Origin of the sequence: Streptomyces sp. NPDC032161, from assembly GCF_040636995.1 — a bacterium.
Taxonomy (GTDB): domain Bacteria; phylum Actinomycetota; class Actinomycetes; order Streptomycetales; family Streptomycetaceae; genus Streptomyces.
Genome location: NZ_JBEZVN010000015.1, coordinates 60,670 through 82,443 on the forward strand (window position 1 = coordinate 60,670; position 21,774 = coordinate 82,443).

Genomic DNA, 21,774 nt, shown 5'->3' on the forward strand with positions numbered 1-21,774 from the left:
CGAACGACGGAGGTCTGCAAGGCATGCTGGGTCACGTGTCCACACTTCCGCAGCAGACCCAACGTGCTTCGTCCGGCGGCCACATGGTCGTCTGCGGCGACGACGCCCTCGCCCGCCGGCTCGCGGTGGAACTGCGGTACGTGTACGGGGAACGGGTCACGCTGCTGCTCCCGCCGGGGCGCGACGCGCGCCGCCCGGAGCTGCCGCTGACCGGGCGCGGGCGGGCCGCCACGCTGTTCGGCCGGATGTCGGCGGCGATGAACCGCAACCTGGGCGGTCTCGGCGGCGCGGGCGCCCCGGCCGGCGATCCGGCCGGGGACAGCGACGGTTCCGGCGTCCTGACCATCGGCGACTCCGGTGTGCTGACCGTCGACAGCTCCGACACCAACGCCGGGGTCGAGGCCGTGCGCATCATGGAGGCCGCCGAGCCCTCCGACGAGGCGCTGGAGGAGGCGGGCGTCGACTCGGCCGCCGCGCTGGCCCTGGTCTACGACGACGACGAACGCAACATCCGCGCCGCGCTGATCGCCCGCCGCCTCAACCCCCGCCTCCGGCTGGTGATCCGGCTCTACAACCGCAAGCTGGGCCAGCATCTGGCGACGCTCCTCGACCAGGCCGCCGCCGTCACCGCCCCCGGCCTCGACCCGGCGGAGCCGGACACCTCCACCACCGTCCTGTCCGATGCCGACACCGCCGCGCCCGCCCTCGCCGCGACCGCGCTCACCGGCTCCAGCAAGGTCATCCAGGCGGAGGGCCTGCTGCTGCGCGCCGCCGAACGCACCCCGCCCGAGGACGGCCGGATCGCCGACCCCGGCCTGTGCACCCTGGCCCTGCTGTCCTCCACCACCCATGACCCGGCGGGCACCGAGGGCTCCGACAGCAGCGGCGCCGATGGCCCCCAACTCCTCCCGGACGCAGGCCAAGCGGCGGCGGCCACGGGCCGCGGCGCCGTCGTCCTGGAGGCGGTGAGCCGGGCCGATCCGGACGCGCCGACGCCCCGGATGGGCGGCAGGGGCGCCCCGCTGAGCCGGATCTTCTCGCGGCGGCTGCGCTGGTCGGCGCTGGGCGTCGGGCTGTCCGTCGTCGCCCTGGCCGTCGCCTCGACGCTCACCACCGGCGACGACCCCATGCACGCCGCGTATCTCACGCTCCTGGACCTGTTCGCGATGGGCGACCCGGCGACCGGTGAGCCGACGGCCCGTCAGCTCATCCAACTCCTTTCCGGGGTAGCCGGGTTGATGCTGCTGCCGCTGCTCGTGGCGGCCGTCCTGGAAGCCTTCGGCTCACTGCGCACGGTGTCGTCGCTGCGCCGCCCGCCCCGGGGCCTGTCGGGCCACGTGGTGCTGCTCGGACTCGGCAAGATCGGTACGCGGGTCCTCGTCCAACTGCGCGAGATGGGCGTCCCCGTGGTGTGCGTGGAGGACGATCCGGACGCACGCGGCATCCCGGTGGCCCGGCGGCTGCACGTGCCGGTGGTCATCGGAGACGTCACGCAGGAGGGCGTGCTGGAGGCGGCCAAGATCCACCGCTCCCGCGCCCTGCTGGCGCTGACCAGCATCGACACCACGAACCTGGAGGCGGCCCTCTACGCCCGTTCGGTCAAACCGGACCTACGGGTGGCGCTGCGGCTGTTCGACGACGAGTTCGCGACCGCGGTCTACCGGACCCTGCGCACCGCGCACCCCCAGGCCGTGACCCGTTCCCGCTCCGTCTCGCACCTGGCCGCCCCGTCCTTCGCGGTCGCCATGATGGGACGTCAGATCCTGGGCGCCATACCGGTGGAGCGCAAGGTGATGCTGTTCGCTGCGGTCGAGGTGGCGGGACATCCGCAGCTGGAGGGCCGCACGGTGCAGCAGGCGTTCCAGGCGGGCGCGTGGCGGGTGCTGGCCCTGGACGCCACGCCGCCGGAGGACCGCCGCCCGGACCTGACCGCCCCCGTCGCCGGCGGCCCGGACCATCCGTCGGGGCTGGTGTGGGACCTGCATCCGGGGTACGTGCTGCGCCCGCAGGACCGCGTGGTGATCGCCGCGACCCGGCGCGGCCTGGCCGAACTCCTGCGCAGGCGCCGGGTGTCGACGCCGCGGACGTAGCCGGTCCCCGCCGAGGCCCCCGCCGGGTGTCGATGCCACGGACGTATCCCCGCCCCCGCCCAGGTCCCGGACGCCCGACACCGTCCCGGACGCCCGGCACTGTCCCGAATGCCGGACTCCGGACACCCGGACACGCTCCAGATCCCGGAACCCGGACGGGCTCAAAATCCGCATGCCCGGGCACTCCCCGCCGCCTACCCTCGTCCCCATGTCTGCCGAACCGGATCTCCTGAACGTGATCGACGTCGAGGCGACGTGCTGGGACGGCCAGCCGCCGCCCGGCGCGGTCAGCGAGATCATCGAGATCGGGCTGACCGTCGTCGATCTGCGCGCGGCCGATGGGGTCTTCCCTGCTCGAACGGAGTCGAGAGCTCGGGGAAGGATCGCCCGGCACCGGATCCTGGTCCGCCCGGCCCGGTCGACCGTCAGCGCGTTCTGCACGGAACTGACCGGCCTGACCGCGGCCGAGGTGGGCACGGGCGTCTCCTTCGCCGAGGCGTGCCGACTGCTGGCGTCGGAGCACGGGGCGGGGATCCGGCCCTGGGCGAGCTGGGGCGACTACGACCGCAACCAGTTCATCCGTCAGTGCCGGGCCACCGGCACCCGTTACCCGTTCGGCCGACACCACACCAACGCCAAGCTCCCCTTCACCGCCGCCCACGGCCTGCGCAAGCGCCCCGGCATGGCGCAGGCACTGCGGATCGCCGGCCTTCCGCTGGAGGGCCGGCACCACAGCGGCGCCGACGACGCCTGGAACATCGCGGCCCTGATCCTGGACACGGCGGCCCGAGGCGCCTGGCCCACCCCATCGGACACCCAGTGAATTGACGTCTCGTCAGCGATTTGCCGACCGGGCGGGTGGGCCAGAACGCCCGTGGAACAGACGGCTACAGCACCCCGCCCATCGCGCCCCGCACCTCGTCCAGTGTGGCCCCGGCGATCTCGTTGGCGCGCACGTTCCCGGCCCGCAGCACGGACCGCACATAGCCCATGTCCCGCGCGTACTCGGCCCGCCGCGCCCGGATCGGCGCCATCCGGTCGTTGACCGCCTCGGTCACGGTCCGCTTGAGCGCGGCGGCGCCTCCGCCGCCGATCTCCTCCGCCAACTCGCGCGGGTCGCGGTCCAGGCAGAGCGCGGCCAGCAGGACGAGCGAGGACACCCCGGGCCGGTTCTCCGGCTCGTAGGTGATGTGGCGCTCGGCGTCCGTCCTCGCCCCCTTGATCAGCCGCGCGGTCTCGTCGGCGGTGGCGCCGAGCGCGATGGAGTTGCCCCGGCTCTTGCTCATCTTGGTGCCGTCGGTGCCGAGCAGCAGCGGCGCGGCGGAGAGCAGCGCGTCCGGCTCCGGAAAGACCTGTCCGTACCGCTCGTTGAAGCGGCGGGCGACGGTCCGGGTCACTTCGAGGTGCGGCAGCTGGTCCCGCCCGACCGGCACCAGATTGCCCTTGCAGAACAGGATGTCGGCGGCCTGGTGCACCGGATACGTGAACATCAGCCCGCTCACCGCCGACTGCCGGGAGTGCGCGATCTCGTCCTTGACGGTGGGGTTGCGGTTCAGCTCGGCCACGGAGATCAGGCTGAGGAAGGGCAGCATCAGCTGGTTGAGCGCGGGCACGGCGCTGTGATTGCAGATCGTCGAACGCTCGGGGTCGACGCCGATGGCCAGGTAGTCCAGGACCATGGCCTCCATGTGCTCGGCGAGCCGGTCGGCGCCGTCCCGGTCGGTGAGCACCTGGTAGTCGGCGATGATCACGAAGACGTCCACCCCGAGGTCCTGGAGCCGGACCCGGTTGTGGAGGGTGCCGAAGTAGTGCCCGAGGTGCAGCGGTCCGGTGGGCCGGTCCCCGGTCATCACCCGGAAGCGTTCCGGGGCCCGATGGATCAGCTCCTCCAGCTCGGCGGTGCGTCGCAGGGCTGCGGTGTCGGTGGCGGAGGCGTCGGCGGGCACGGCTTCGACGACGGGCGCGTCGGCGGTCGCGGTGGCTGCGTTCATGGGGCTGTCTCTCCTCGCTGATGCTGCGGTACTGGCTGGGCGGAGGACGGCCCGCCGGAATCCACCGGCATCCGCACCCGTACGAGGCAGAGAGAAGGGCCGTCCGATTCGAACGGCCCTGGTTCCGTGCGCGTGGAGTGGCCGCTCCTAGAAGGAGCGCCACCAGTTCCGGCACAGTGCACAGGTCATGGGCCGATGCTAGCGCGCCGGTACGCCCGGCGGTACGGGAAAGGCCCACATGCCCCGGCCCGCGCCCCGGCATGCCGGCCAGGACCCCGGGCGCGTCGACCAGGGATCTTTGTTGAATTATGAACCAAATGGTTGAATTGTGGCCGCTCTACACAGGCGCGGGTGGCCGCCCGGCTTGTCTCGTATGTCTCGTATGTACTGAACGGAGATGCGTCCCATGTCTACCGCAGTGAAGCTCGCTGTCATCTACTACTCCTCCACCGGCTTCAGCGCCGAGATCGCCAAGGAGATCGCCGAAGCGGGCGCCAAGGCCGGTGCCGAGGTGCGCCTGCTGAAGGCCGCCGAGCTCGCGCCGGAGGCCGCCATCGCCTCCAACGAGGCATGGGCCGCGCACGCCGCCGCCAGCGCCGGCATACCGGTCGCCACGCCGGACGACGTCGAGTGGGCCGACGCCGTGATCTTCGGCACGCCGACCCGCTTCGGCAACGTGTCCTCGCAGCTCAAGCAGTTCCTGGACACCCTCGGCGGCCTCTGGGCCCGGGGCGCCCTGGCCGACAAGGTGTACAGCGGCTTCGTGACGACCGCCACCACCCATGGCGGCCAGGAGTCGACGCTGCTCGCCCTGTACAACTCCATCCACCACTTCGGCGGCCTGGTCGTCGCCCCCGGCTACACCGACGCGGTGAAGTTCATCGACGGCAACCCGTACGGCACCTCCCACGTCGACGCCCAGGGCAACAACCCGATCGCCGACCAGACGCGCAACGCCGCGCGTCACCAGGCCGAGCGCGTCGTCAAGATCGCCTCGGCTCTCAAGGCCGGCCTCGGCGCCTGAGCCACGCCCGGTCCCGGCGCCCGAGCCGCACCCGACCCCGAAGCGCCCGTCGCCGCAAATCGCGGCGCCGGGCGCTTCGGCGTATGCGCGCGGGAGCCCGGAATACCGGGCCGGGGTGGACGAAGGGCCGGGCGGGCGCCGGAAAGCGAGCCCGGGGCCGGAAATCCGGGCCCGGGGTCAGAAAGTACGCACCGCCCCCGGCAGGCCCCTGCGGAACGGAGACCCGTGGAGCAGCGACACACGGGACAGCGGCCTGCGGAACAGCGGCACGCCCCCTCGGAATAGCCCAGGAGCCCGTCCCGTTGTAGGGTGTGCTTGCATAGTTCAACGTTCAACAAACCGGAGGCGGGCCATGGAGTTCGGGATCTTCACCGTCGGGGACGTCACCACGGACCCGACCACCGGCAGGACACCGACCGAGAACGAGCGGATCAAGGCGACGCTCGCGATCGCGCAGAAGGCGGAGGAGGTCGGGCTGGACGTGTTCGCGACCGGCGAGCACCACAACCCGCCGTTCGTCCCGTCCTCGCCGACGACCACGCTCGGCTACATCGCCGCCCGCACCGACCGCATCATCCTGTCCACGTCCACCACGCTGATCACCACCAACGACCCGGTGAAGATCGCCGAGGACTACGCGACGCTCCAGCACCTCGCGGACGGCCGCGTCGACCTGATGATGGGCCGCGGCAACACGGGCCCGGTCTACCCCTGGTTCGGCAAGGACATCCGCCAGGGCATCCCGCTCGCCATCGAGAACTATGCCCTGCTGCACAAGCTGTGGCGCGAGGACGTCGTCGACTGGGAGGGCAAGTTCCGTACGCCGCTGCAGTCGTTCACCGCGACCCCGCGCCCGCTGGACGGCGTCCCGCCGTTCGTCTGGCACGGTTCGATCCGTTCCCCGGAGATCGCCGAGCAGGCCGCATACTACGGCGACGGCTTCTTCCACAACAACATCTTCTGGCCCATGGAGCACACCAAGAAGATGGTGAACCTCTACCGCCGCCGGTACGCGCACTACGGGCACGGCACCGCCGAGCAGGCCGTCGTCGGCCTCGGCGGCCAGGTGTTCATGCGGAAGAACTCGCAGGACGCGGTACGGGAGTTCCGCCCGTACTTCGACAACGCGCCGGTCTACGGGCACGGGCCCTCGTTGGAGGACTTCACCCGGGAGACCCCGCTGACCGTCGGTTCCCCGCAGCAGGTCATCGAGCGCACCCTGACCTTCCGCGAGGCCGTCGGCGACTACCAGCGCCAGCTGTTCCTGATGGACCACGCGGGACTGCCGCTGAAGACGGTCCTGGAGCAGCTCGACATCCTCGGTGAGGAGGTCGTCCCGGTGCTGCGCAAGGAGTTCGCCGCCCTGCGGCCGGCCGGGGTCCCGGACGCCGCGCCCCTCCACCCGGCCGTCGCCGCCGCCCGTGGCATCGCGGCCGACGCCCCCGGTGCCGACGGCACCACGACCGGCACCACCGTCACCGCTGCCACCGCCGCGAAGGAGGTCTGATCACCGTGTCCACCACGCCCGGCACGCCCACCCTGCCCACCACCGAGCCGCTGCGGATCGTCGCCGTGTCGGCGGGACTGAGCAGCCCCTCGTCGACCCGGCTGCTGGCCGAACGGCTGGCCGGCGCCGCCCGCGAACGGCTGCTGGCCGAGCAGGACCGCACGGTCGAGGTCCGGCTGATCGAGCTGCGCGACCTGGCCGTCGACATCGCCAACCACCTGGTGACCGGCTTCCCGCCGGCCGCCCTGGACAAGGCGATCAAGGAGGTGACGGAGGCCGACGGCCTGATCGCCGTCTCGCCCGTCTTCACCGCGTCGTACAGCGGACTGTTCAAGTCGTTCTTCGACCTGATCGACAACACCGCGCTCACCGGCAAGCCCGTCGTCGTCGCGGCGACGGGTGGCACCGCCCGCCACTCACTGGTCCTGGAGCACGCGATGCGCCCGCTCTTCGCCTACCTGCGGGCCAGTGTCCTGCCGACCTCCGTGTACGCGGCGTCGGAGGACTGGGGCTCGTCCGGCGACGAGTACACCGAGGGCCTGCCGTCCCGCATCCGGCGGGCGGGCGGCGAACTCGCCGCCGTGCTCACGGGCGGCCGGGCGGCCTCCGGGGCACCGAGGACGCTCGGGCTCGACGACGAGGTCATACCGTTCGAACAGCAGCTCGCCGACCTGCGGCTGGACTGATCCGTTCGGTCGGCCCGTTCCGTCGTCGGCCCGTTCCGTCCCCCGGTCCGGGCCGACCGTCCTGGAACGACCGGCCCGGGACCATCGGCCCGGGACCATCGGCCCCATCGGCCCCATCGGTCCGGACGGTTCGGGCCGAACGGCCGGACAGCCGGGACTGACAGGCCCGCGTCACCAACACATCTGTCCTGTTTGATTACATTGGCGTGAAAGATGCGTCATGCGAAAGCGGCCCGTACCGGGTGTACGAGGTTTCTTCGCGTGACGCCTCTGCGCACTGAGCCGAACCGAGCTGGAGGCAGAGATGGGCAGGATCGTGGTGGGCGTCGACGGCTCCGAGTCGTCGATCAAGGCACTGCACTGGGCCGTACGCCAGGCGGAGCTGACCGGCGACACGGTGGAAGCCGTCAACAGCTGGGAGTACCCGGCGACCAGCTGGGCGTCCATGATGCCCGGCATGCCGGAGGACTTCGACCCGCAGGCCCTGGCGACCGTGTCGCTCACCGAGGCGCTGGAGGAGGCCCTGGGTGCCGAGGGCGCGGCCAAGGTGACCAAGGTCATCGTGATCGGCAACCCGGCCCAGTCCTTGCTGGAGCGGGCCAAGGGCGCGAACCTGCTGGTCGTGGGCGCACGCGGGTACAGCGGTTTCAAGGCGACGCTGCTCGGCTCGGTCAGCCTCCACGTCACCCAGCACGCGTCGTGCCCGGTGACGGTCGTACGCGACTGACGTACCACCGCGACGTACCTCGTACGCCGCACACGAATCACCGCGACGGCGTCATGACGATGACGAATCATGACGAGTCGTGACGGCGACGGGCCCGCACACATTTCCGTGCGGGCCCGTCGTCGTGCCGGTCATGCGGGCCGTACCGGTCCTGCCGGGTGGCACCCGTGGTAGGACCGGGGGGACCCCGGCGGCGGAGGTCACGCTCTCTCGTGCGTGTAGAAGAGGTAGAACGCCGTGACGAACATCCCGAGGCCGACCGACAGCCCCAGCGCCGATGACCGCAGCACGCTCGACCCGGTCAGCCCCACCAGCAGCCCGATCGCCGCCCAGGTCAGCGCCCCGTAGGCCACCCCCTTCATCAGGGGAATCATGCCGCGCTGGAATCGGCCCAGCACGAAGCAGAGCGCCCCGAGGACCACGGCCGTGATCAGGCCGTACCAGAACTGCCGGCCGCCGCTCGCGCCGTGGTTGCGAAGGATGAACGACGCGTACAGGCCGTACGCCGCACCCAGTACGACGGGTATCGCCCAGGCGAGCGTGCTGCGCCGACGCGCGTGTGCCCCGCCCCGGGACCGGCCGCGTGTCGGACTCGCTACGTGAGTGGCCATGGCGGAGAGCTCCTTCCGTCGCCGCCCCTCCAGGACACGGCGCCCCTCTTTCCCCCGGGACGCACCGTCCTCTTTTCCCTCCAGAGCACACCCGGCCGCCCCGCCAGGCAACTCGGATGGCCCAGAGCCTGGGACACGGGGCCGCCGTACGGGATTTCCTGGAGGGGTGCGGACATATCTCTCGAAGACGCTGTCGGTGGTGGTGCCGGTGCTGCTCGCCGTGCTCATCCCGCTGAGCGCGCTGTCCGCCTGGGTGGACCTGGAGATCGACGACACGGACCGGTACGTCGCCGCGGTGGCCCCGCTCGCCTCCGACCCGGAGGTGCGCACCACCGTCGCCGACCAGATCACCGACGCGACGATGCAGCAGATCGACGCCGGGCCGATCCAGGACGTCGTACGGAACTTCCTGCACCAGGCGGTGCTGTCCTTCACCACCACCGACGCCTTCCAGGACGCGTGGAACGCCGCCAACCGCACCGCCCACGAGGCCGTCACCGCCGCGCTGAACGGCAACGCGGGCGAGGCCGTCATCATCGATCTGGCGCCCGTGACCGAGCAGATCAAGGAAAACCTGAAGGAGAACGGGGTCCCGTTCGCCGACCGGATCCCGGTCCAGCACACGAAGATCACACTCATCTCCGCCGACCGCGCCGACCAGCTGCGCCACACCTTCCGCCTGCTGCGTGCCGGAAGCGTGCTGCCCGCCGTCGGCACGGTGGTGTTCGCCGTCCTGACCGTGGTCGTGGCCGGGATCGTGGGCCGGACGCGCGGCGGGCGGCCGGGAGGCGAACACGGCGCGGCGGGCACCGGTGACGCGAGGAGCGCGAGGGACCGGACGAGCGCACGGGGCACGACGGGCGCGCAGGCCGCGCTCGCGGCCACGGCGCTGGTCGGGCTCGGTTTCGCGCTGGGGGCGCTGGTGCTGCGCGTGGTGGTCGCGATCGCCCGCAACCGGGTGCTGGCCGGGGTGCCGGCCGGTCAGACGGGCGGTGCGGCGGCGGTGTACGACGCGCTGACGGGCTCGCTGCGCACGACGGCGTGGGCGGTGCTCGGTGCGGGGCTCGCGGTGGCCCTGTGTGCGGTGCTCGCCCGGCGGGGCGGCGTCCCGGCCGGGGTGTGGCGGGCTCGACGTGCGTCGGCGGACGGGCCGGGACACAGTGGTTCCCGTGACTGCCGTATCGGGGACGACTGAGAGGTCATCCACATGCGAGCGATAGCCGTCCGCGCGTTCCGGGCCGCGCCCGAACTGGTCGAGCTGCCCAAGCCGGAACCGGGGGCCGGGGAGATCCGGGTCAGGGTCGAGTACGCCGCGCTCAACCCCTGCGACTGGCAGACCGTACCCGGCTCAGCCGAAACGCCCGGCTCAACGAAAACACCTGGCTCCCCCGTCGCACCCGGCTCCTCCCTCGATGCGCCCGGCTCCCCCGGCACCGCCGCCCCTGGCGCACCCGCCACCGACGCACCCACCACCGCCCCTGCCTTCCCCCTGGTCGTCGGCGTGGACTTCGCCGGGCGGGTGGAGAAGATCGGCAGCGGCCCGAACCGCTTCCGGGTCGGCGACCAGGTCTTCGGCCGTACCGCCGGCCCCGCCGTCGGCGGCACCTGCTGCGACTACCTGACCGTGCCGCAGGAGTCCGCCGTCACGCTCGTACCGCCCGGCCTCCCTCTCGAGGTCGCGGCGGCGCTGCCGTCCGCCGGGATGGCCGCCGCCCAGATCCTGGAGACCGTGGCGCTCCGCGGCCACGAGAGCCTGCTGGTCGTCGGGGCGGCGGGCGGCGTCGGCAGCTGCCTCACCCAGCTCGCGGCGGCCCGGGACATCCGCGTGATCGCGGCCGTACGCGGCGACGAACGCAGGCGCATGGCCGCCCTGGGCGCCACCACCACCGTCGACACCCTGACCCGTCCCCTCGAAGAGGCGGTACGGGAGGTCTGCCCGGACGGCGTCGACGCGCTCGTCGACCTGGTCTGCGCCACACCGGACGCCTTCGCCGCGCACGCCGCGCCGGTACGCGCCGGGGGCATCGCCCTCAGTACCCGCGACGCCGCCGCGAGGGCCGCGCTCCCGGTCGGGGTGACGGGCATCGACTTCCGGCTCGAACCCACCCCGGTCCTGCTCGACATCCTGGCGGCGGGCGCCGCCGAAGGCGTACTGCGCGTGCCCATCGACGCCGAACTCCCGCTGGAAAAGGCCCCGCAGGCCCTCGACCGGCACCGGGCGGGCGGCGCACGCGGCAAGACCGTCATCGTGCTCTGAGCCCGGCCGCCGCAGGAGGCACCATGAACAACGAGACCAACAAGGACAACAAGGGCGACCGGCACAACAGGAACAATGAGGAGCGGGACATCATTGATGACATCGGCGCCCTCGTCGCCGAGGAACGGACCCTTCGCGACCGCTCCTCGCGGGAGATGGGCCTCGCCCCGGACGAGAGGTCGCGACTGCACGCGGTCGAGATCCGGCTCGGTCAGTGCTGGGATCTGCTCAGGCAGCGCCGCGCACTCCGGGAAGCGGGCGAGGACCCCTCCACCGCGAGGATCCGGTCGGCCGACGAGGTCGAGGGCTACCAGAGCTGAACGCACCGGAGCTGAGCACGAGACAGATGCGCACCGGAGCTGAACACAAGACAGAGGGGAATCGTTGACCCAGACGGAGACCGGGAACGGCCGCAGGCGCACGACTCCACCCACCTGGCTGCTGAGCGGGCTCCGCCCCCAGTCGTCCGCCCCCGTGCCGTGGGCCGCGGTCGCCCGCGCCTCCATCGCCCTGGCCGCACCGCTCGCCGTCGGCTTCGCGCTCGGCCGGCCGGCGTACGGCGCGCTCGTCTCCATGGGCGCGTTGTCCGGCGTCATCGGCGACACCGCCGACGCGTACCGCATGCGCATACTCAACATCGCCGTACCGCAGCTCTTCGGCGCGCTCGGCGTCATGCTCGGCACGCTGGTGTACGGGACGGGGTGGCGGGCGGTCGCCGCGCTGACGGTGGTCGGCCTGGTCTCCGGGATGATGTCGACGATCGGCGCGGTCGCCTCCGTGTCCGGACTGCTGCTCCTGCTCAACGCGGTGGTCGGCGCAGGTCTGCCGATGCCGGAACCCTGGTGGGTGGCCCCGCTGCTGCTCACGGTCGGCGGTCTGTTCGTCCTCGCCCTGACCCTGCTGGCCTGGCCGCTGCGGCGGAAACTGCCGGAGCGGGTCGCGGTCGCGGGCACCTATCTCGCGGTCGCCGATCTGCTGGCCGCCGCGGGCGGCGACGCGTACGACGAACGGCGCCAGGCCGTCACGCAGTCCCTCAACACCTCGTACGACCTGATCCTGGCGCGCCGGGCCCGCTATCACGGCCGCAGCAACGCCATGGTGCGGCTGCTCGCCCAGCTCAACGTCGTCATCCCGCTCGTCGAGGCGGCGCCCGCGGTCCATGTGCGCGGCATCCGGCTGCCGGACGCGATCCCCGAGGCGGTACGCGAACTGGCCGCCGCCGTCGAGGAGAGCCGTACCGGCCGCCCCGAACTCAGCCTGCCCGCCCCGGACTCGCCCGCGACCAGGGCCGTGGACAGCGCGCTGCGGCACGCCGCGACCGTCGTGCACAAGGCCGATCCCGATCCGTACAACGTCGACGACCGGCTCGGACGCCCCGCGGCGCTCGGGGTACGCGTGCGGCGGACCGCCCGCAGCGTGCTGTTCACCGGGGCCTCGTGGCGGTACGGTCTGCGGCTCGCCCTGTGCGTCGGCCTGGCCCAGGCCCTGACCTCGCTGATCCCGGTGCCGCGCTCCTACTGGGTCGCGCTGACCGTCACGTTCGTCCTCAAGCCGGACTTCGGTTCGGTGTTCTCGCGGGCCGTGCTGCGCTCGGTGGGCACGGCGGCCGGGCTCGTGGTCGCCGCGCCGGTGCTCGCCGCGGTGCCGATCGGCTGGTGGGACGTGCCGGTGATGGTGCTGCTCGCGGCGCTGATCCCGGCGTTCACGGCGAAGGGTTACGCCTTCCAGACCGCGGCCATCACCCCGGTCATCCTGCTCCTGTCCGACCTGCTGAACCACGAGGGCTTCGACCTGGTCTGGCCGCGCTTCCTGGACAGCCTGATCGGCTGCGCCATCGTGCTCGTGGCGGGCTACCTCCTGTGGCCGGAGAGCTGGCACGCCCGCGTCGGGCACCGGCTCGCGGACGTGGTGACGGACATCGCCGACTACGTGGCCTGCGCGTTCGAGCCGGGCGCGTACGGCGGGGGAGGCGGGAACCGGGCGAGCGCCCGGGACCCCGGGAGCGGTGGTGCGGGCGACCGGGCGGAGCGCCTGCGGGCCCGACGCCGCATCTACCGCGATCTGTCGGTCGTACGGTCCGAGTTCCAGCGCGCGCTGACCGAACCGCCCCCGGTCGGCGCCCGGGCCGCCGCCTGGTGGCCGCTGGTCGTCGCCGTCGAGCGCATCGTGGACGCGACGACGGCGGCCCGGGTCCGGGTCAACCACGGAGCACCGGAACCACCGGCGGAGGAAGTGGCGGAGATCCGGCGGCAGTTGATGGAACTGGCCGACGGGATACGGTCGAGCGAGGTCCTGGTGGAGGTGCGTGCCGAACTGCCGGGCGACGAGAAGGGGGTGCTGGCCCCCCTGCGCCGGGAGGTGGCGGCGGCACGGGCCATCGCGTCCCCCCAGCCGTAGCCGCGCTCGTGGTCGTGGCCCCGGCCGCGGACGCAGCCGCAGTCGTACGAACGGTCCGGGCTGTGGCCGCACGGTCACGGTCCGGCCCGCACGGTCAGGAGCCGGGGCGGCCGCTCACCTCGTGGAACCGCCGCCCCGCAGCCGCTCCATCTCCCGCCGGTCCCGCTTCGTCGGCCGCCCCGCGCCCCGGTCGCGTACCGGGACCTGGATCGCCGCCTCGCGCGGCGGCGGGGGCGGGCTGTTGTCGATGAAGCACTCGGCCGCCACCGGTGGGCCGACCCGCTTCTTCACGATCTTCGACACGACCACGATCCGGTCCCGGCCCGCGTGCCGAAGCCGTACCTCGTCGCCGACGCGCACCGTCTGAGCGGGCTTGGCACGCTCACCGGCGACCTTCACATGCCCCGCACGGCAGGCGGCAGCGGCCTGCGAACGGGTCTTCGTCAACCGGACCGACCAGATCCAGACGTCGACCCGGGCACTGCCCTCCGCCTGCGGCGCCTCACCGGAAACCATGTGTCCGACTGTAGTGCGGCGCGGGCGTCGGGTCAGGCCGGAATCACTCACGAGGCCCCGGGCCTCAGCCGAAGTCGCCGATGACCTCCGACATGTTGTAGCTGTACAGCTCGCGCTTGCACGCCCCGCACTTGCTCGGCGCGTGCTCGCTCAGCGACCACAGCTGCGGTGCGAAGCCGTCACCGCGCCCGTGCGCCAGATAGAGGTCCTCGGGCCCGAACGACGACTGCAGGACCTTCGCGTTGCCGACCAGCCGGCTGGTCCCGTCGACCGTGCCCGGCGTGGCCTGGAGCAGCCGGCCGTTGTCGTAGCCGTTGCTGCGGTGGAAGTACCACTTGCCCTCGTACCGCGTGACGCCCTGGATCTTGTGCCACAACGCCTCGTTGTTGAACGTGGCACCGGTCGGCAGGCCGTAGGCCAGGTCGGCGGAGGCGGTCGTGCCGGTGGCGCCCTCGACCGCGGCCGTCAGCGCGGTCATCGGATAGGTGCCGACCCGGCCGGGGCTCGTACCGCCGTTGTTGGTGTTGCAGTACTCACCGAGGACCATGTGGTCGGTGTCGGTGCGGTCCAGCGAGATGTACGAGGCTTTGGGGCGCCCGGTGGCGTAGCACTGGTTGCCGCTGGTGGCTCGGCCGTTCTTCGCCGTGGTGAACTTCAGCGTGGCGACCTGCGGCATGACATAGCGGTAGCCGTAGCCGTACCAGACGTTGTTCTGCCGGCCGATGCGCTTCTTGTCCGTGACGTTGCTGACCAGGCCGTCCGGCGTCGGGTCGTCGACGTCGGCCTTGTTGTCCGGGTTGAGGTCCATGATCTTGCGCAGGTCGAAGACCCGCAGGCCGTTGGCGGTGTCGGCGACGTACAGGTAGTTGCCGTACCAGACCATTCCACCGGCGTGGATGCCGTTCTGCGCGGCGCAGGAGGACGTCACCTCGCCGACGCACCTGCCCTCGCGCGCGTGCAGTGCGTCGAAGGAGATGTGGTCCTTGGAGTTGATGTACGGCCAGACCAGCAGCACATGGCGGTACATCTTGGTGGCCTGATTGAAGAAGCTGACCCGGATGCCCTTTTCGTTGCAGGCGTCCACCGCCGGGCTCAGGAGGCAGTTGTCGCGGCCCGAGAGGTAGTCGCTGCGGCCCGGGTTCTCCGCGTCGTAACCGGCCACGGCGATCGGCTCGGAATGGGACGTGCCCCAGTCCTCGTCCTCCTGCGCGTCCGATACGCCGGTGATGGCCTGCGGGACCCATTCCGAGGAGGTGGCGTCGTCGCTCTTCCAGCAGACGCGGTGGTTGACCGCCGGGTCGGGTCCGTAGATGCCGGTGGTTCCGCAGGCGCCCTCCCAGCCGGCGGGCCGATTGGCCTGCTCCATCAGCTCGGTGAGCCCCTGCTTGGGCAGCCCGGCGTCCAGCTTCGAGACAAGACCGGAAAGGTCGGAACCCTTCGCCAGCTTGAAGTCGGTGGCCCGTCCGGGAACGGGCGCCGCGGTGACGGCGGTCCTCGGAGCGGTCGAAGCCGTTCCGGCCCCGGCCCCCGCGAAGTCGTCCTGCTCTCCCTCGGACTCGTTGTCGAAACCGTCGTCCGGCATGCCCTCGTTGCCCGGTACGGGATCGTCCGCGGCCGACGCGGCGGACGACTGGGAGGTCAGCGGAGCGGCGGTGGCACCGGCCGCCGGAGCAAGTCCGGAAAGCAGCGCTCCGGCCGCGACGGCACAAGCCGCAATACGTGTTCGACGAGAGGGTTTCCCCATATGAAGGCCCTTCTCGGCAATGCAGGTGAATAACGGACAACGGTGCACCTGACTTCCCGTCACGTGCACCGTCCGCTCACGCTAACAAGGCAATTCGGGCCCGCATCAGTACATTTGAACGAAGCACATCAGGCCCGCACGGCATGCGCACAGGGCTCGTTCGGGGCTCGGCGGGAGATCGTTCGCCGATCGGTTTTCCCACGGGCGGGCCGTGCCGACGAAGGGCCGGATCCGGCCGCTAACCTTACATATCCGCCCTGGCCAGGGATCAATTCCCGCAGGTCGGACATTCATCGCACCCCACTCACGCGAAAGGCCTCGCCCATGGGCATTCGGAGCTTGCTGCGCAAGGTGTTCGGCCGTGACCGCGCGGAGCAGGACGCGCCGACGGCCACGGTCCCGCCCCAGACCGAACGCACCGCGCCCGCGGAGTCGGAGCCGGTCGCTGCACCGGCGGACGAGCCGACCACGGCGGAGGCCCCGGCGCGCGCAACCGACCCGGCCCCCAAGGCTTCGATCCCGGCCCCCGCCTCGCCCCGGTCCGCCGAGAGCGACGGCGGCACCGGCCTGGCCTCGGACCTGGTGGCGGCGGCCTTCGACAAGGCCTCCATCCCCTCGTTCCCGTCGCAGGGTTCGGCCTCGAAGCCGAAGTCGGACGAGCCGAAGTCGAACGAACCCGACCCGGAACAGGTGTCGGAGCCGGTTTCCGTGTCGGAGCCGAAGCCTGAATCGAACTCGGAGCCGGTCGCGGTGTCGGCGTCGGGGTCGGCGGCGTCGGACGAGCCGGAGGCTGCGGAGCGGAAGCCCGCAGAGGAGGCGGTCGCGGAGATCGCGGAAGCAGAAGCCGCAGAGGCGGTGGGCACCGAGCCGAAGAACGACCAGGCCGACGAGGCCGAGGCTGTCGCCGGGTCCGAGCCGACCGTCGCGCGGCCTGAACCCGAGCCGGAGGCCGCGACCATCGCAGAGCCCGCCGCCGAGACGGAGCCGGAACCGCTCAAGGACGAGACCGAGGCCGAGACCCGGATCGAGGTCAAGGCCAAGGTCGAGGCCGGGCCCACCGTCGACCCCAAGGTCGAGGCCGAGGTCGAGGCCGGGCCCACCGTCGAGACCGAATCCGTCGTCGAGGCCGCCCCGGCAGTCGAGACCCCCGCCCGGCCCGAGGCCGACGCCGAGCCCGAGGCCGCGCCGCTCACCACCGCCGAGACCCCCGAGCCGACGCCGGAGACCGAGCCGACGCCGGTCCCCGAGGCCGACGCCACCGCGACTCCCGGGCCCGAAGCCGCCGCAACCCCGGCCGAGCCGGAACCCACCTCCGAACCTGCCACCACCACGGCCCCCACGGCCACCACCACGGGGACCACCGCCGCCCCGGACGCCGCACCGGCCCCCTCGTCCGCTCCTGCCCCCGAGCCGGAGTCGGAGTCCGCCCCGGAGTCCGCCCCGGCCCCCGCCGCCTCGACCCCCATCGCTGCGGCACCGGCCCCCAAGCCGGCCCTCTCGCTCGCCCGCGTCAAGACCCGCGCGCCCGGCCTCGTCGGCGCGTACAAGGCCGCCCAGGCCGGGCTCAAGGCGCACGGGCTGACCGGCCTGCGCGCCACCATCTACCTCGTCCTCGACCGCTCCGGCTCCATGCGCCCGTTCTACAAGGACGGCAGCGCCCAGCACCTCGGCGACCGCGCCGTGGCCCTCGCCGCGCACCTGGACGAGACCGCCACCGTCCAGGTCGTGTTCTTCTCGACCGACATCGACGGCACCGGCACGGTCGAGCTCGCCGGTCACGAGGGCCGCATCGACGAGATGAACGCGGGTCTGGGCCGCCTCGGCCGTACGAACTACCACCGCGCCGTCGAAGAGATCGTCACGCACTACGAGAAGTCGGAGGCGACCGGTCCCGCCCTGGTCGTCTTCCAGACGGACGGCCCGCCGGACGCCAAGCAGGCCGCGAAGCAGGCGCTCGCCGACGCGGCGCGGCTGCCGCTGTTCTTCCAGTTCGTCGCGTTCGGCGAAGAGGACGCGAAGGGCTTCGACTTCCTGCGGAAGCTGGACGCCCCGAACGCCGGGTTCTTCCACGCGGGCCCCACCCCCCGCGAGGTCCCGGACGCCGCCTTCTACCGCGCGGTCCTCGCCGCCCTCCCCAACTGGATCGCGGCCCGAGCGGCGGCCACCGAGGCCTGATCCGCCGGCAGGCGTACGGTCACGGCGAGCCCGCCCCCGGGGCCCGGCACCGCCGTGACCGTACCGTCGTGCGCGACCGCGATGGAGCGCACGATCGACAGGCCCAGCCCCGACCCGCGCCCCATCCGGTCCCTGCCCTCACCGCGCCGGAACGGCTCGAACAGCCCGGGAATGTCCTCCGCGTCCACCACCGGCCCGGTATTGCGCACCTCCAGCAGCACGCTCTCGCCGGCCGTCACCGCCGACACCTCCACGGTCCCGTCGGGCACGTTGTACGTGACGGCGTTGGCCAGCAGGTTCGCCACCAGCTGGGCCAGCAGCATCCGGTTCCCCCGTACCGCGCAGGGCCCGGTGTCGACCCGCACGCCCGGGTGCCGGGCCGCCTCCTCCGACACGACCCGCGCGAAGTCCACCTCCTCCCGCTCGCCCGCCGCGAGCCCGCGTTCGCTGCGGGCCAGGACCAGCAGCCCCTCGATGAGCCGTTCGCTGCGCCGGTTGTTGTCCAGCAGCGTCTGCCGGGTCCGTACGAGATCCTCCTGGGACGGGTCGTCCAGGCCGATCTGGATCGCGGCCCGCTGGGTGGCGAGCGGGGTCCGCAGTTCGTGCGAGGCGTTGGCGATGAACCGCCGCTGGCTGTCGAACGCCTTCTCCAGCCGGGCCAGCAGGGCGTCGAGGGTGTCGCCGAGTTCCTTCAGCTCGTCGTCGGGGCCATGGGCCGCGATGCGCTCGTGGAGGGTGTGCTCGGAGAGCCGGCGCGCCTTGGCGGTCATGGTGTGGACGGGACGCAGGACCCGCCCCGCGGTCCACCATCCCACCCCGACCGCGCACGCCGTCATGACGAGCAGCGAGGCGACGGACCAGATGAGCAGCTGATGACCGGCCGCGTCGCTGACGTGGTCGGTGAGGTCGTAGACGGTCGGCGGCCCGAGCGTGCGCCGGGTGACGAGGGGGCCGTTGACGGCGTATCCGGGCTGGACGACCGCGGCCGTGCGCGCGATGTCCCGCGCCTGGGAGTCCGTGCCCGCGCGCGAGGCGAGGTTGACGGTGGCGAGCAGTGCCGTACCCAGCACCAGGAAGGCCCCGCCGTACACGAGCGCGATCCGGGTCCGGATCGTGGAATGCCGGATGAGCGGCGGACAGCGCGGGCGCGGAACGCGGAAGACGCGCGGTACGCGAAAGGCGGCACCGGGAACACGAGGCGCTCGCGGCACGCGCGCGGCATCACGCGGAACGCGCCCGCCCCGGCGCGGCACACGCGCGGCATCACGGTCCACCCGCGACGCACGCTTCCCACGCTTCCCCCGCGTCCCATGCGACGAGCCGGACGAGCGTGACGAGGGAAACGAGGGAGACGAGGAAGACGAGCCCGACGCACCCGACGACGGAGAGGAATCGCCGTTCACAGGGCGTACCCCACACCCTGCACCGTACGGATCAGCGCGGGTTCCCCGAGCTTCCCCCGCAGCTTGCTCATGCAGACCCGGACGGCACCGGTGAAGGGGTCGGCGTTGGCGTCCCAGGCCCGCTCCAGCAACTCCTCCGCGCTGACGGTCGCGCCGTCGGCCTCCAGCAGCAGCTGGAGCACCGAGAACTCCTTCGGCGATAGGTCGAGTTCCCGGCCCTCCCGGGAGGCGGTGCGCCGCACGGTGTCGAGCCGGATGCCGTGCCGTTCCAGCTGCGGCGGTACGGGGCGCGCGCTGCGCCGCCGCAGCGCCCGTACCCGCGACACCAGCTCCGGGAACTCGAAGGGCTTGCCCAGGTAGTCGTCGGCACCGAGATCGAGCCCGGCGACCCGGTCCTCCATGGAACCGGCGGCGGTGAGCATCAGGATCCTGGTCCGGGAGCCGGTGGCGACCAGCTTCCGCGCCACGTCGTCGCCGTGCACCCGTGGCAGATCGCGGTCGAGGACGACGACGTCGTAGTCGTGCAGCCCCAGGTAGGCGAGGGCGGCGTCACCGCTGTACACGGTGTCGACGGCGAATCCGGCCCGTCGCAGCCCGGTGGCGACCAGCTCCGCCAGCATCTCCTCGTCCTCGGCGACCAGTACCCGCATCGTGATGTCCCCTGCTTCGTGTGCCCCGTGCATGCGTGTCCACTCCCTCCCAGGATGCGTCTTTGTTATGGGAAGGCATGTTTCGCAGAGGTCTCCGCACGGCCCGGGGCGTCCCGGCACGGCCGAGAACGCTCCCGGCCCCGACCGCCACCGGCCGTAATCGGTGTGAGTCGATCTTCGGCAGGCCGTTAGGATTTTGCCCATGGCGGCCACTGGATCCGAGAAGCAGGGGGCGACGGCGTACTACGTCTCGACCCCCATCTACTACGTCAACGACGCTCCTCACCTGGGCCACGCCTACACGACCGTCGCAGGCGACGTGCTCACGCGCTGGCACCGCCAGCGCGGCGAGAAGGTGTGGTACCTCACCGGCACGGACGAGCACGGTCAGAAGATCATGCGCACTGCCGAGGCGAACAATGTCACCCCGCAGGAGTGGTGCGACAAGCTCGTGGAGGAGGCGTGGAAGCCCCTCTGGGAGCACCTGAACATCGCGAACGACGACTTCATCCGTACGACGGAGAAGCGGCACACCGACCGGGTGCAGGAGTTCGTGCAGGACCTGTACGACAAGGGTGAGATCTACAAGGGCGGCTACGAGGGCCCGTACTGCGTGGGCTGCGAGGAGTACAAGCTCCCCGGCGACCTGGTCGAGGACGAGGACGGCGTCAAGCTGTGCCCGATCCACAAGAAGCCGGTGGAGATCCTCAAGGAGGAGAACTACTTCTTCAAGCTGAGCGCGTACGGCCCGAAGCTGCTGGAGTTCTACGCGAACAACCCCGGCTTCGTGCAGCCCGAGTCCGCCCGCAACGAGGTCGTGAACTTCGTCCGGCAGGGTCTCCAGGACCTGTCCATCTCGCGCTCCACCTTCGACTGGGGCGTCCCGGTGCCGTGGGACGAGAAGCACGTCATCTACGTGTGGGTCGACGCACTGCTGAACTACGCCACGGCGGTCGGCTACGGCGCCAACCAGGAGAAGTTCGACGGGACGTTCCCGGCGAACGTGCACCTGGTGGGCAAGGACATCCTCCGCTTCCACGCGGTGATCTGGCCCGCGATGCTGATGGCGCAGGGCCTGCCGCTGCCGGGCAAGGTCGCGGCCAACGGCTGGCTGATGGTCGGCGGCGAGAAGATGTCGAAGTCGAACCTGACCGGCATCAAGCCGCAGGACCTGACCTCGCACTTCGGCGTGGACGCGTACCGCTGGTACTTCCTGCGCGCCATCGCGTTCGGCAGCGACGGCTCGTTCTCCTGGGAGGACTTCTCCGCCCGGTACACCTCCGAGCTGGCCAACGACTACGGCAACCTCGCCTCGCGCGTCGCCGCGATGGTCGGCAAGTACTTCGACGGGGTGCTCCCGGAGGCCACCGCCGCGGGTGACGCCGAGAAGGCCGTCCAGGAGGGGCTGGCGAAGGCCGTCGCCACGGCCGACCAGAAGATCGGCGAGGAGCTGGACTTCCAGGCCGGCATCCTGGCGATCTTCGACTTCGTGAAGCAGGTCAACGGCTACATCACGGAGCAGGAGCCCTGGAAGGTCGCCAAGGACGCCTCTCCGGAGGGCCGGGCCCGCCTCGCGACGATCCTGTACACGGCCGCCGAGTCGCTGCGCGGCGTCGCGGTACTGCTGAACGCCGTGATGCCGGAGACCTCGCAGAAGCTGTGGGACTCGCTGGGCGCCGAGGCGTCCCTGGGTGCGCTGTCCGACCAGCGCGTCCAGGAAGCGGGCGACTGGGGCCGCCTCCCGGCGGGCACCACGGTCACGAAGGGCGCGGTGCTGTTCCCCCGCCTGGAGGAGAAGCCGGCGTAACGCACGCCTCTCCCGCACGAACGGTGAGGGCCGGGACCCGCTTCACGGTGGTCCCGGCCCTCGACCGTGTACGCACGCCACCGGCGCACTTGTTTCCTCGAACCCGGTCCTTCGGTATACCCGGTCCCTCAGCGAACCCAGTCTTTCAGCGGCTCGGTGTCCAGCTCGATGCCGACTGGATGCCGGAAA

At 71.8% G+C, this 21,774-nt stretch carries 18 protein-coding genes; 12 read left to right on the top strand and 6 right to left on the bottom strand.

Translation table 11 applies throughout. From position 1 onward, the window contains the following. Positions 1 to 23 precede the first annotated feature (23 nt). Both AB0E67_RS23525 and AB0E67_RS23530 read left to right on the top strand, forming a co-directional pair. Entirely contained in the window at positions 24 to 2,090 is a 2,067-nt protein-coding gene (locus AB0E67_RS23525; RefSeq protein ID WP_362030099.1) for an NAD-binding protein, read from the top strand. A 208-nt stretch (positions 2,091 to 2,298) separates the two neighbouring features. Beyond that, positions 2,299 to 2,913, top strand: coding sequence for a 3'-5' exonuclease (locus tag AB0E67_RS23530; protein ID WP_362030102.1), 615 nt, complete (start codon positions 2,299 to 2,301; stop codon positions 2,911 to 2,913). Between the two features lie 64 nt (positions 2,914 to 2,977). On the opposite strand, the gene trpS is transcribed toward AB0E67_RS23530, so the two are convergent. Continuing rightward, on the bottom strand, positions 2,978 to 4,081 hold the full coding sequence (gene trpS / locus AB0E67_RS23535; protein ID WP_362030105.1) for a tryptophan--tRNA ligase: 1,104 nt from the start codon (positions 4,079 to 4,081) through the stop codon (positions 2,978 to 2,980). Positions 4,082 to 4,487: 406 nt separating this feature from the next. Here trpS and wrbA point away from each other — a divergent pair, with 406 nt between their 5' ends. The 4 genes from wrbA to AB0E67_RS23555 all read left to right on the top strand — a co-directional run bounded on the left by wrbA (position 4,488) and on the right by AB0E67_RS23555 (position 8,025). Then, positions 4,488 to 5,105, top strand: coding sequence for an NAD(P)H:quinone oxidoreductase (gene wrbA, locus AB0E67_RS23540; RefSeq protein WP_351517636.1), 618 nt, complete (start codon positions 4,488 to 4,490; stop codon positions 5,103 to 5,105). 352 nt (positions 5,106 to 5,457) lie between these two features. Then, a complete protein-coding gene (locus AB0E67_RS23545; protein ID WP_362030108.1) occupies positions 5,458 to 6,612 on the top strand; it encodes an LLM class flavin-dependent oxidoreductase in 1,155 nt (384 codons plus the stop codon). Between the two features lie 32 nt (positions 6,613 to 6,644). Then, on the top strand, positions 6,645 to 7,298 hold the full coding sequence (locus AB0E67_RS23550; protein ID WP_362030262.1) for an FMN reductase: 654 nt from the start codon (positions 6,645 to 6,647) through the stop codon (positions 7,296 to 7,298). A gap of 304 nt (positions 7,299 to 7,602) precedes the next feature. Further along, positions 7,603 to 8,025: a universal stress protein gene (locus tag AB0E67_RS23555; protein ID WP_362030111.1), complete on the top strand. Its 423-nt coding sequence runs from the start codon at positions 7,603 to 7,605 to the stop codon at positions 8,023 to 8,025. 200 nt (positions 8,026 to 8,225) lie between these two features. Here the strand turns inward: AB0E67_RS23555 and AB0E67_RS23560 are convergent, their stop codons facing one another. Then, a complete protein-coding gene (locus AB0E67_RS23560) occupies positions 8,226 to 8,636 on the bottom strand; it encodes a hypothetical protein (RefSeq protein ID WP_362030113.1) in 411 nt (136 codons plus the stop codon). 166 nt (positions 8,637 to 8,802) lie between these two features. On the opposite strand from AB0E67_RS23560, the gene AB0E67_RS23565 reads away from it, so the two are divergent. The 4 genes from AB0E67_RS23565 to AB0E67_RS23580 all read left to right on the top strand — a co-directional run bounded on the left by AB0E67_RS23565 (position 8,803) and on the right by AB0E67_RS23580 (position 13,290). Beyond that, positions 8,803 to 9,831, top strand: a complete 1,029-nt coding sequence (locus tag AB0E67_RS23565; RefSeq protein ID WP_362030115.1) for a hypothetical protein — start codon at positions 8,803 to 8,805, stop codon at positions 9,829 to 9,831. A gap of 12 nt (positions 9,832 to 9,843) precedes the next feature. Beyond that, on the top strand, positions 9,844 to 10,893 hold the full coding sequence (locus AB0E67_RS23570) for an NADP-dependent oxidoreductase (RefSeq protein ID WP_362030118.1): 1,050 nt from the start codon (positions 9,844 to 9,846) through the stop codon (positions 10,891 to 10,893). 23 nt (positions 10,894 to 10,916) lie between these two features. Next, the gene (locus AB0E67_RS23575) at positions 10,917 to 11,213 is read left to right on the top strand and encodes a DUF2630 family protein (protein WP_362030120.1); all 297 of its coding nucleotides are present in this window, start codon (positions 10,917 to 10,919) and stop codon (positions 11,211 to 11,213) included. Positions 11,214 to 11,277: 64 nt separating this feature from the next. Continuing rightward, on the top strand, positions 11,278 to 13,290 hold the full coding sequence (locus tag AB0E67_RS23580) for an FUSC family protein (protein ID WP_362030123.1): 2,013 nt from the start codon (positions 11,278 to 11,280) through the stop codon (positions 13,288 to 13,290). A gap of 114 nt (positions 13,291 to 13,404) precedes the next feature. On the opposite strand, the gene AB0E67_RS23585 is transcribed toward AB0E67_RS23580, so the two are convergent. Together AB0E67_RS23585 and AB0E67_RS23590 are read right to left on the bottom strand one after the other, a co-directional pair. Continuing rightward, the gene (locus tag AB0E67_RS23585) at positions 13,405 to 13,806 is read right to left on the bottom strand and encodes an RNA-binding S4 domain-containing protein (protein ID WP_351517623.1); all 402 of its coding nucleotides are present in this window, start codon (positions 13,804 to 13,806) and stop codon (positions 13,405 to 13,407) included. A 64-nt stretch (positions 13,807 to 13,870) separates the two neighbouring features. Further along, on the bottom strand, positions 13,871 to 15,550 hold the full coding sequence (locus AB0E67_RS23590) for a hypothetical protein (RefSeq protein WP_362030126.1): 1,680 nt from the start codon (positions 15,548 to 15,550) through the stop codon (positions 13,871 to 13,873). Between the two features lie 324 nt (positions 15,551 to 15,874). Between AB0E67_RS23590 and AB0E67_RS23595 the strand changes: the two genes are divergently transcribed. Then, positions 15,875 to 17,725: a VWA domain-containing protein gene (locus AB0E67_RS23595; protein WP_362030129.1), complete on the top strand. Its 1,851-nt coding sequence runs from the start codon at positions 15,875 to 15,877 to the stop codon at positions 17,723 to 17,725. Here the strand turns inward: AB0E67_RS23595 and AB0E67_RS23600 are convergent. Further along, a complete protein-coding gene (locus AB0E67_RS23600) occupies positions 17,659 to 18,852 on the bottom strand; it encodes a HAMP domain-containing sensor histidine kinase (protein WP_362030265.1) in 1,194 nt (397 codons plus the stop codon). The genes AB0E67_RS23595 and AB0E67_RS23600 overlap by 67 nt on opposite strands. A 272-nt stretch (positions 18,853 to 19,124) precedes the next feature. Next, the gene (locus tag AB0E67_RS23605) at positions 19,125 to 19,778 is read right to left on the bottom strand and encodes a response regulator transcription factor (protein WP_073789152.1); all 654 of its coding nucleotides are present in this window, start codon (positions 19,776 to 19,778) and stop codon (positions 19,125 to 19,127) included. Between the two features lie 202 nt (positions 19,779 to 19,980). Between AB0E67_RS23605 and metG the strand changes: the two genes are divergently transcribed. After that, positions 19,981 to 21,585, top strand: coding sequence for a methionine--tRNA ligase (metG, locus tag AB0E67_RS23610; protein ID WP_362030132.1), 1,605 nt, complete (start codon positions 19,981 to 19,983; stop codon positions 21,583 to 21,585). The last annotated feature ends 189 nt before the right edge of the window (positions 21,586 to 21,774 follow it).